This window comes from Atopobacter sp. AH10, assembly GCF_003664595.1.
Classification (GTDB): domain Bacteria; phylum Bacillota; class Bacilli; order Lactobacillales; family Aerococcaceae; genus Atopobacter.
Genome location: NZ_QXPZ01000037.1, coordinates 1 through 9526, shown reverse-complemented (window position 1 = coordinate 9526; position 9526 = coordinate 1). Strand labels below are relative to the sequence as shown.

The following is a 9526-nucleotide window of genomic DNA, read 5'->3' as shown; positions in this document are numbered from 1 at the left end:
TGAGCCAGGATCAAACTCTCATGAAAGAAAGTTGAATTAGCTCAACGATTTTGCCTACTGGCATGATTGGTTATATTAAACCAATCAGAAATTTTAGGTTTGATGTGACTGCTTGAGTCAACATCCCCTACACATTTTGGTGCGTCTTTTTGTTCAATTGTCAAAGGTCAACTGTTGTCGTATTTAGTAGCGACAACTATTACATAATAACATCATCGTGATCTCTTGTCAACACTTTTTTAAAAAGTTTTTTTGAACTCTCTTCAAGCTTGAAAGCTGTCGGATCAGATCACGAAAGTAATAATAGCATAGTCGCAAAGAAGATGTCAACAAAATAATGGAGTTTTTTTAAATAAGTCTATAAGCTTATTTTTTCCCTTACAGGACAAGCTTTTCCCCAAATGTCTTTATGGCCTAGTGAACTTTTTTGGAGAAAATTTTTCTAAATTTACCGACCAAAATATCGAATACACTACTCATAAGTTAATCGTCCGTGAAATAATTTTTCAAATTTACCGATCTAAATAACAAATACACTACTGATCAGTTTGTCATCCGTAAGATAATTTTTCCAAAATTACCTATCTAAATTAACCAGTTACCATCAGATCACGATCCTATTCACCGGAATTCAGCTTTATCTTTTCTATTCAAAGTAGAACGACCTGCTTTAAGTGATCGCTAGCCTTCGTCTCCCTTCTTCTTTTCTGAATGCATAATGGGCAAGATCATGCGCTACGTTTTCCTTGTTTCTACTGGCTACAAAGTTTCTAACACTCTTTTGCAATAGCTACCCGGACACTTTCTTTCTATTTCTCCTCTTCTTCCATCCATTTTTCTACTACAGTATTCAGGCAATGACACTATTGCAACATCGCAAACTAAAGTATCTCCATCCGTTTTTTCTGCTATAGCGTTCGAACAACGACATCATTAAAAAATTGAAAATTAAAGCATCCCCATCCCTTTCCCTACTATACTATTCGGGCGATGACACTATTGAAACATCGCAAACTAAAATATCTCCACCATTTTTCTACTATAGTGTTCCAACAATGACACCGTCGCAAAAAAGCAACTTACAGCATCCCCATCCGTTTTCCTACTATAGTATTCGAAAAAGGACAACATTCTCTTCTTCACCTACTCACTTACCCTAAAGCTAGTCAAATAAAGAGACACCCCTTGCCCGAATTTTACCCCAACCCTTAAAAGCGCCAAAAAGAAAAAGACAACTGTTAGATAGGAGTTAACAGCTGTCTCTTATTAATTCTATTCAACTATTTATTTAAGATGCTAAAAGATTAACCCTGACTGACTAACTGACTTGAATATCGCCTTCCATTTCTAGAATACTTTCACAGATATTCCGATAATGGTCAGAAATGCGCTCCAAGTTCGATAGGAGATCCATCACAAAAATCCCGGACATTGGTGTGGCTAAACCTTTGTTCATGCGTTCGATATGGCGTTGACGGACAATAGCTTTCAAATCGTCTACATCATTTTCAGTTTCCATAGCCAGTTGAGCCTTATTGACATCCCCATCCACTAAACTTTCTGACATTAAATGGTAGCCTTCTTTGACTTTCTTGAAGACTTGATTTAAATCGTCTACAGATTCTGGAGCTAGTTCAACACCGGCATCAATATTGGCGTCAACGTATTCGGCAATGTTTTCACTATGATCCCCGATACGTTCAATATCTGCAACCATTTGGAATAATTCATCAATAAGGGCTGAATCATCTTCAGAAAGACTTTCTTGAGATAATTTAACCAAAAATTCGACTATTCGTCTTTCAAGCGCATTAATACGCTGTTCATGGTCAAAAGTTTCTTGCACGTAATTCTTGTCCCTTAACTGACAAGCTTTAATCGCACTTTCCACCGCAAGGCCAGCTTCATCAGCCAATTCTTGGATAGCCACAATCACTCGATGTAAGGCGATAGATGGTGAAGCAAGAATACGGTCGTCTAAAGTTCTCGTATTATCATCTAAGATCAATTCTGCGTTCTTCTTATCCGGCACAAGGAAGTTCACTGCTTTAATGAACCAGTTACCAAATGGGAAGAAGATTGCTACGTTAATAATGTTAAAAATAGTGTGAATATTGGCAATTTGTCGAGGAACATTATTTGGCGTCCAATGTTCAATCATTGGAACGACTAATGGGTTTAAGAAGGCTAAGAAGACTAAAGTTCCTAACAAATTAAATAGCAAGTGAATCATAGCCACACGTCTGGCTTTTGGTGTTGTACCAATACTTGAAATCAAAGCTGTCGTACAAGTCCCAATGTTATCCCCATAAATCACGTGCACAGCGGCCGTAAAAGGAATGAGTCCCTGAGAGGCTAAAGCAATTAAAACCCCAATTGTTGCAGAAGAACTTTGTAAAGCAACAGTCATCACTAAACCAATAAGAATCCCAAACAATGGCCGTTCAGCATTTTGAATAATCATGGTTTGAAATTCTGGTAATTTTCCTAAGGGTTCTAGGCCATTTTTTAAATAATCCATCCCCATAAATAAAATCCCAAAACCGATAAAGATATCTGACATGTTCCCAACACGGACACTTTTTTTCAAACCTCTCATTAAAAGGCCAATAGCTATAGCAAAAGGCGCCCACTTAGACACATCTAAAGACACCATCTGTCCTGTAATGGTTGTCCCAATGTTAGCTCCCAGAATAACTCCGAAAGCTTGGGTTAGTTCCATAATACCTGCATTAACGAACCCCACAACCATAACAGAAGTCGCTGATGAACTCTGAATGATCATGGTCACAACTGTCCCTACCAATAAGGCAATGAAGCGATTGCTAGTTAGTACTTCGATCGACCGTTTCAGCTTATTTCCGGCTACTTTCTGTAAACCGTCACTCATTAGTTGCATGCCAAAAAGGAACAATCCCAGACCAGCAACCGCTTGGACGACAATTGAAATCCACATACCTTGTTTTCTCCTATTCAAAAAAATTGGCGTTTCAACCCGAATTGACCGAATACGTCTCAACAAAGCCCATTCGGTTCTTTAAATAAATGCTGTCCCATATAGATCACAATCCATTAGTTACAAGACATATCTAAAATAGCTGGATAAAAAAATCCGCTAAAACTATCTTAACAAAAATTTTCAAAAGAATACACCAGAAAGGAAGCTAAATTTAGTAATTCTATTCGTTTCATTTTTTAACTTCCTAAAAAAAGCCTACATAGCACTAAAAAAACTCATTATTTCTGAAAGCTACATTGCTTTTATCCTGTACTTTTGAGGTTTCCCTTTTGACCTCGCCTCATTATGCCGAAATGTAAAGCCTTTGTTCTTCTGTCTTGACTATATAAGAAAATAAGAAATCCTACAATAAAAAGGGACTGCTGACCATTTGCACTACCTATAAAGCTGGTCAAAGCTTTCAACTTTTACAGGTTAGCGCCTTAATCACAGTCCCTTTTTAAGTCACTTTGGGAATAGTTCCAAAATTCCCCCTAATCTAGCAAACGGGCATTCAAGGAATATTCCCCCCGATTTTCCCTAATCTAGTAAACAGGCATTCAGGGGATATTCCCCTAATTTTCCCTTAATCTAGCAAACGAGCATTCAGGGGATATTCCCCAATTTCCCTAATCTAGCAAACGAGCATTCAGGGGATATTTCCCAATTTTCCCTTAATCTAGCAAACGAGCATTCAATTCTTGACCTAATTCTTCAAAGCCAGGTTTCCCTAGCAAGGCAAACATGTTTTTCTTGTAAGCTTCTACTCCAGGTTGGTCAAATGGGTTAACGCCATTGAGGTAGCCAGACATAGCTACGGCTAATTCGAAGAAGTAAATCAATTCCCCAAGAGAATAGGCGTCCATCTTGTCGATTTGGATCTTAAAGTTAGGCACTTGACCATCGACGTGGGCTAGAGTTGTCCCCAATTGAGCTTTTTGGTTGACTTCGCTCATCTTGCGACCTTCCAAATATTTCAAGCCGTCAACATCTTCTTCCAAACTTGGTACTTGGATATCATGAAGAGGTTCTTTTACCCAAAGTACTGTTTCGAATTGATTCCGTAAGCCTTCTTGGATGTATTGGCCCAAGGAGTGTAAATCAGTAGAGAAGTTAGCACTAGATGGATAGATCCCTTTTTGATCCTTCCCTTCAGATTCGCCAAAGAGTTGTTTCCACCATTCGCTAAAGTAAGCAAGACGTGGTTCATAGTTAATCAATAATTCTGTCACACGACCCTTACGGTAAAGAATGTTCCGCATGATAGCATAACGGTAAGCGTCATTTTCTTTCAACGATGGTGATTGATAGCGATCGTAAGAGGCTTGAGCCCCAGACATTAAAGCATCAATATCTCCGCCAGCCACAGCAATTGGCAAGAGTCCTACAGCAGTTAAAACAGTGAAACGACCACCGATAGCATCTGGAATAACAAAGCTTTCGTAGCCCATCTTATCTGCTTCACTCTTCAAAGCCCCACGTTTGCGGTCAGTTGTCGCATAGATACGAGACTTAGCTTCTTCTTCACCATATTTAGCGACTAATTTTTCTTTCAACACACGGAAAGCTAAAGCAGGTTCAGTCGTTGTACCCGATTTAGAAATGACGTTAATAGAGAAATCTTTGTCCCCAATCACATCTAACAAGTCATATAGATAAGTTGAACTAATAGAGTTCCCTGCAAATAAAACGCGTGGTGTCGTCCGACGTTCATCTGGCAATTGCGCAGCAAAACTGTGAGATAGGAATTCAATGACCGCACGAGCACCTAAATAAGATCCTCCAATACCGATGACCACTAGGAAATCAGATTCTTCTTGAATCTTTTTAGCTGCTTTTTTGATGCGTTCGAATTCTTCCTTATCATAGGCATAAGGCCAGTCTAACCAGCCCAAAAAATCATTCCCAGCCCCTGTTTTTTCCCGAATCATTTGATCAATAGCAGTGACTTGCGTTTGTAATTGTTCTACTTCTGAATCTTTAATAAAGGACTCTACATTTCGACTATCAAACTTAATACTCATTTGTCTCCTCCTAATCATTCGCTTCATCGATAAAACGTGGCATGGCTTCGGCTATTGCCAAAAAGCCATTCCCTTCATGCTGGTGGCGACGAGACCTCCACCGTTTTGGCTTATTGGGATAATTTAGGTGTTCCAAGCTTCGAATGGACAAACTCAACTTTTTGGTATAAGGATCGAGGTCAACGACTTGCACTTTGACTCTTTCTTTAACCTTATATTGTTCAGTAAGATTGCTAACGAAACCGTGTGCACATTCGGATATGTGAACGAGCCCTTGCTGACCATTGTCCAGAAGAACAAATAGCCCGTAAGCTTGGACACCCGTCACTGTTCCTTCCATGATATCCCCAATGACTAATTCTTTCATTATTGTTCCTCCACTTGAATGGAGTTAATCACTACATCCTCATGTGGACGATCCATTTGGTTGCGTGGTGTTTCAGAAATGGCTTTAACCACTTCCATCCCTTCCAAGACTTGACCAAAAACTGTGTGCTTGCCATCTAACCAAGGAGTCCCCCCTACCTTTTGGTAATGACTAACAGCATCTTCTGGCCATCCATTTGCTCGCATTTGATCTAGGAAGCGTGGATCCATTTGATCAGCGCAAACAATAAAAAATTGTGAGCCATTTGTATTTGGCCCTGCATTGGCCATACTCAAAGCCCCATTGAAATGGAACAATTCACGATGGCATTCATTTTCAAACGGATGCCCATAAATGGACTCACCACCACGACCAGTTCCTGTTGGATCCCCACCTTGAATCATAAATTGAGGGATAACTCGATGAAAAATCGTCTTGTCATAATAGCCCTCTTGAGCATGTTGAAGAAAATTCTTAACGGCTAGAGGTGCCAAATCATCATACAAGACCAAGGCAATATCCCCCATAGAAGTGGAAATTTTCACTCTAGCTTTTTTCCCCTCTGCTGCTTGGATCAGCATATCTTCACCTACCTTTCAAAAAAACATACGGCTATATTATAATCGATTCCAGAAGAAATTGCATTCACTTCCCGCATTCTTCTTTAATTTCGTTTAAATGTGCTAGAATAACCTTAGACAACTAGCTAGATCCATTGAACTTTAGATCTGCTTCAACTACTCTAATAAAGAGGTGAAAAAGATGGGGATACTCAGCAATTATCCTTTAGTTTCAAGTGTGATGGGGATAATCATTGCACAAGTTCTGAAATATATCTTGAGTCTGTTAAGAGGAAAAAGAGTCGCCCTTGACATCTTAACATCAACGGGCGGTATGCCGAGTTCCCACTCTGCAGCGGTTTCTGCCTTAATTACCGCTTTAGGCTTGGAATATGGTTTTGAATCTCCTTTTGTAGCCATTGCGACGACATTTGGGATGATCGTCCTATTCGACGCCATGGGAGTAAGGCGCCAATCTGGACATCAGGGTCAACTCCTCTCCGCTCTAGAAAAGCAATTGGAGGAAAAAGGACTCATTCAACTTAGCGATTTAAAGAATTGTGATCGACGATTAATCACACATTATCGTGGTCACACCCCTATGGAAATTTTAGGAGGGGTTCTAACAGGTTATTTTGTAGCCCTTGCCCTCTTGCAAGTCTATTTATAATATGGTCAGATATCATTATTGGAGGAATTTATGAAAGAAGTTTACGATATTACGATTATTGGTGGCGGGCCATCTGGTCTATTTGCTGCTTTTTATGCTGGTTTACGTCAGGCAAAAGTTAAAATTATTGATAGCTCCCCGAAATTGGGAGGTCAGCCTGCCATTCTTTACCCAGAGAAGAAAATTTACGATATCGCTGGTTTTTCTGAAATATCCGCAGAAGACTTTAGTCACAATTTGATCCAACAAGCCATGCGTTTTTCCCCTTGCCTCGCCCTTAATCAAGAAGCTTTGGACCTTAAGCAAACTGAAGAAGGCTACTATGAAATCACTAGTGACAAAGAAAAGCACTTCTCTCGAGCTGTCGTCATTGCTTCTGGAGCTGGACCTTTTCAGCCCCGTCGTTTAGACCTTGACAAAGCAAGCCTTTATGAAGGTCATCAACTTCACTACTATGTCACTGCTATTGACCATTTCAAAGATAAAGTTGTGGCCATTTGCGGTGGAGGAGATTCAGCTGTAGACTGGGCACTTACTTTAGAAAAAATCGCTAAAAAAGTTTACATCATCCATCGCCGGGATAAATTTAGAGCTCAAGAACATTCCGTCGACTTATTAAAAAATTCATCTGTAGAAATTTTAACCCCCTACGTTCCAAGCAGTTTAAACGGCGATGAAAAGCACTTAGATTCGATCACAATAAAAGAGTCTCGCGGAGATAACACACTGACTATCCCAGTTGATGAATTCATTGTATCTTATGGTTTTTCTAGTTCCCTCCACCATCTTAAAAATTGGGGGCTTAACTTTAATGGGCAAAGTATCCCTGTGAACCAAAAGATGCAAACATCTCGCCCAGGAATTTACGCTATTGGGGATATCGCTTGTTATGATGGCAAAATCAAAATTATAGCGAGTGGCTTAGGTGAAGCCCCAACAGCTATCAACAATGCTATCGCCTATATTCATCCTGAAGAAAGAGTGCAACCCATGCATTCTTCCAGCCTTTTATAATGAAAAATTTATAGTAAAAAAACACACATCACTTGTATGAATAAAAATACATTTGATGTGTGTTTATTTATGGACGAGCCTTCTTTATCCTGACCCATCCTTCTTAATGCTTTATCCTGGCTTTTAAGAGCCGTTCCTTTTAAAGGGCTTGACCTTCTTTATAGATAGAGAAAATATATAAAAGGATCAATTGCCCCAATAGATAGAAGACAGCTAAGCCTGCACACCAAGCAAAAAAACCTTGTGGTAATGCAAGGATCACGGGATCAAAACGTGGGTCAAATATCCAATAATTATTCTGAAAAAACAGGCGATGGAAAAGGATGAAAGCTCGAGAAAAATCGCAAGCAATCAGCCCACAAAAAGCAAGCAAAATCGCGCAAGTATTCAAAAGCCAGCGCTTTAAATGATGCAGTTGGCCTAAGCCTTGTAGCCGTTTCAACCAAAATCCTGTAAAGGCAAGGCAAGAAATTGCCACTAACTGACTAAAGAGCAAGAGTCGTCGAACTTCAGCAAAATGGATTAATCCTTCTCTTGAAGCCCTAAAATAAGGCATAACCAAATCATTTACCCATGGGCGTGTCAAATAAGCCATCAAAACTGAATAATTTTTTATCAATTCTCCCCGGCTTAGGCCTGTCAGCTGATCTATTCCAAAATAATCAATAGCTATAGGATATACTAGACAAGTCGATGCCAGAACAGCCAGAACACTAATAGCTAGCAAGGCAAGAACAAGAAAAGTCATCCCGATGACTACTTCAGTCTTCGTTAGCATCTAAATCCCACTCCGATAAATCATTCAGAATATAGGTTGGTTGTTCTAAACCCTCAATAGATTCCCTTGTGGAAAAGCCTGTGAGAACCATTAGGGTGTCTACACCATTTTCCAAACCAGCTCTGATATCTGTATTATAGTTATCGCCGATCATTAACACTTCATCAGCGGATAAACCCATGTGCTGCAAGGCGCCTTCCATAATTGGCGCATAGGGTTTCCCGATAATTTCCGGTTCAACACCGGTAGCTGTTTTAAGAAAGGCTGTTGTCGCGCCTGATCCAGGAATTAAGCCTCGTTCATTAGGTAAATTGCTATCTGGATTCGTCACCACAAACTTCGCCCCTTGCCGAATGGCTAAAGTAGCCTCCATCAACTGCCGATAGTCTACATCATAAGAAAAAGATTGGAGAACAATATCCGGATTTTCTTCCACTAACTGAATATTCGCCTCAATAAGCAGTTTCTTCAAAGCCGGAGAACCGACCAACATAAGGGTCTGACCTTTATAATGCTCCAATAAATAATCTACCGTTGCTTGCCCAGACGTATAGACATGGTTGACAGTTGTTTCAATTTCATAATTTTTTAAATGCTCCACCACTTCTTCTGGTGTTCTGGTGGCATTATTCGTCAAAAACACATAAGGAATCTTTCGCTCGTTCAATTCTTGAACAAATTTTTCCGCTGTTTTAATACGATTTTTACCAAAATAAACCGTGCCATCTAAATCAATAGCATAACCTTTATACGTCCGCATCAATTTGTTTACCTTTCTTTTTCTTCACTAACTGAAATCCTGCTTGTTTCGACAAGACTTTCCGATCGTTACGATAAGCTTTTTTCTTCTTTTGGTGAACTGAAAATTCAACTTCACTAGCTTTTTTAGACGGACCCGAAAAATCTTTCTTCACTGTCGTAAAAGCTTCTCTTTTTACCGCAACAGCTAGGTCTCTTTTATCTGGAAAATCTTTCGACATTTGACGTTTATTTGGCCGCTTTCTTGGACGTTTCACTTTCGATTTTTGTTCTTTTTCTAAAACAAAATAGTCGCCGTAAATTTCAAGTACAAGTTAGCCACCCCCTAAATTTTTCACAAAGGGAGAGCTGTGGCT

General features: G+C 39.6%; 9 protein-coding genes. 2 read left to right on the top strand and 7 right to left on the bottom strand.

The window, feature by feature from the left end; genetic code table 11:
* Window positions 1-1318 precede the first annotated feature (1318 nt).
* The 4 genes from D3H64_RS07945 to D3H64_RS07930 form a co-directional block, all read right to left on the bottom strand.
* On the bottom strand, window positions 1319-2956 hold the full coding sequence (locus D3H64_RS07945) for a Na/Pi cotransporter family protein (RefSeq protein WP_121565720.1): 1638 nt from the start codon (window positions 2954-2956) through the stop codon (window positions 1319-1321).
* 716 nt (window positions 2957-3672) lie between these two features.
* Window positions 3673-5022 carry a glucose-6-phosphate isomerase gene (locus tag D3H64_RS07940; protein ID WP_121565719.1) on the bottom strand — a complete coding sequence of 450 codons (1350 nt, stop codon included), beginning with the start codon at window positions 5020-5022 and terminating at the stop codon, window positions 3673-3675.
* Window positions 5023-5032: 10 nt separating this feature from the next.
* Entirely contained in the window at window positions 5033-5389 is a 357-nt protein-coding gene (locus D3H64_RS07935; protein WP_121565718.1) for a CvfD/Ygs/GSP13 family RNA-binding post-transcriptional regulator, read from the bottom strand.
* A complete protein-coding gene (locus D3H64_RS07930) occupies window positions 5389-5970 on the bottom strand; it encodes a peptidylprolyl isomerase (RefSeq protein ID WP_121565717.1) in 582 nt (193 codons plus the stop codon). The genes D3H64_RS07935 and D3H64_RS07930 overlap by 1 nt, the downstream gene beginning before the upstream one ends.
* Window positions 5971-6151: 181 nt before the next feature.
* On the opposite strand from D3H64_RS07930, the gene D3H64_RS07925 reads away from it, so the two are divergent.
* Both D3H64_RS07925 and D3H64_RS07920 read left to right on the top strand, forming a co-directional pair.
* On the top strand, window positions 6152-6619 hold the full coding sequence (locus tag D3H64_RS07925) for a divergent PAP2 family protein (RefSeq protein ID WP_121565716.1): 468 nt from the start codon (window positions 6152-6154) through the stop codon (window positions 6617-6619).
* A 30-nt stretch (window positions 6620-6649) separates the two neighbouring features.
* Complete coding sequence (locus D3H64_RS07920) at window positions 6650-7633, top strand: NAD(P)/FAD-dependent oxidoreductase (protein ID WP_121565715.1); 984 nt, start codon at window positions 6650-6652, stop codon at window positions 7631-7633.
* A gap of 139 nt (window positions 7634-7772) precedes the next feature.
* Here the strand turns inward: D3H64_RS07920 and D3H64_RS07915 are convergent, their stop codons facing one another.
* Genes D3H64_RS07915 through D3H64_RS07905 form a run of 3 tightly spaced genes read right to left on the bottom strand, consistent with a single transcriptional unit; the run spans window position 7773 to window position 9427 of the window.
* Window positions 7773-8411: a TIGR01906 family membrane protein gene (locus D3H64_RS07915; protein ID WP_121565714.1), complete on the bottom strand. Its 639-nt coding sequence runs from the start codon at window positions 8409-8411 to the stop codon at window positions 7773-7775.
* Window positions 8395-9171, bottom strand: coding sequence for a TIGR01457 family HAD-type hydrolase (locus tag D3H64_RS07910; protein WP_121565713.1), 777 nt, complete (start codon window positions 9169-9171; stop codon window positions 8395-8397). The genes D3H64_RS07915 and D3H64_RS07910 overlap by 17 nt, the downstream gene beginning before the upstream one ends.
* Entirely contained in the window at window positions 9158-9427 is a 270-nt protein-coding gene (locus D3H64_RS07905; RefSeq protein ID WP_121565712.1) for a hypothetical protein, read from the bottom strand. The genes D3H64_RS07910 and D3H64_RS07905 overlap by 14 nt, the downstream gene beginning before the upstream one ends.
* Between the last annotated feature and the right edge of the window lie 99 nt (window positions 9428-9526).

Bases quoted from the DNA above. Each gene is read 5' to 3' on its own strand.
- D3H64_RS07945 (WP_121565720.1), bottom strand. From the start codon at position 2,956: ATGTGGATTTCAATTGTCGTCCAAGCGGTTGCTGGTCTGGGATTGTTC.
- D3H64_RS07940 (WP_121565719.1), bottom strand. From the start codon at position 5,022: ATGAGTATTAAGTTTGATAGTCGAAATGTAGAGTCCTTTATTAAAGAT.
- D3H64_RS07935 (WP_121565718.1), bottom strand. From the start codon at position 5,389: ATGAAAGAATTAGTCATTGGGGATATCATGGAAGGAACAGTGACGGGT.
- D3H64_RS07930 (WP_121565717.1), bottom strand. From the start codon at position 5,970: ATGCTGATCCAAGCAGCAGAGGGGAAAAAAGCTAGAGTGAAAATTTCC.
- D3H64_RS07925 (WP_121565716.1), top strand. From the start codon at position 6,152: ATGGGGATACTCAGCAATTATCCTTTAGTTTCAAGTGTGATGGGGATA.
- D3H64_RS07920 (WP_121565715.1), top strand. From the start codon at position 6,650: ATGAAAGAAGTTTACGATATTACGATTATTGGTGGCGGGCCATCTGGT.
- D3H64_RS07915 (WP_121565714.1), bottom strand. From the start codon at position 8,411: ATGCTAACGAAGACTGAAGTAGTCATCGGGATGACTTTTCTTGTTCTT.
- D3H64_RS07910 (WP_121565713.1), bottom strand. From the start codon at position 9,171: ATGCGGACGTATAAAGGTTATGCTATTGATTTAGATGGCACGGTTTAT.